1 protein-coding gene is annotated in these 439 nt (G+C 61.5%); it reads left to right on the top strand.

The annotated features are described in order from the left end of the window. Window positions 1-63 precede the first annotated feature (63 nt). The coding region (locus tag KWG70_RS17695) for an ATP-dependent zinc protease family protein (RefSeq protein WP_230937370.1) at window positions 64-439 on the top strand (376 nt) is incomplete at its 3' end.

Here is a 439-nt window from a genome sequence, read left to right as displayed (position 1 = left end):
TTTTTACTCATATCAGCCGTTTAGGGCCAAACCCATTCCCAGTGCAACCAAAGGCACCGCTTCATGAACGCCAAGACGATCAAACTGGGATGGGAGGAGTGGCTGTCGCTGCCCGACCTCAAGCTGCCCGCCATCAAGGCCAAGATCGACACGGGCGCGCGCACATCCGCGCTGCATGCCACCCGCATCGAGCCGTTCGGGTCGGACAAACAGCCAAAGGTGCGGTTCACTGTCCACCCCATCCCCGGCAATTACGATTTGGCCATAGCCTGCACCGCCCCCGTCAAGGACCAGCGCGAGGTCACGTCGTCCAACGGCGAGACCGAGCTGCGCTTCGTCATCGAAACCCACCTGCAATTCGGCACTCAACGCTGGCCCATCGAGGTGACGCTTACCGACCGCGACGGCATGGCCTATCACATGCTGCTGGGGCGCATGG

Origin of the sequence: Psychroserpens luteolus, assembly GCF_021032705.1 — a bacterium.
Taxonomy (GTDB): Bacteria; Bacteroidota; Bacteroidia; order Flavobacteriales; family Flavobacteriaceae; genus Psychroserpens; species Psychroserpens luteolus.
The sequence above is the reverse complement of the archived record's forward strand: the minus strand, read 5'-3'. Positions and strand labels throughout refer to the sequence as shown.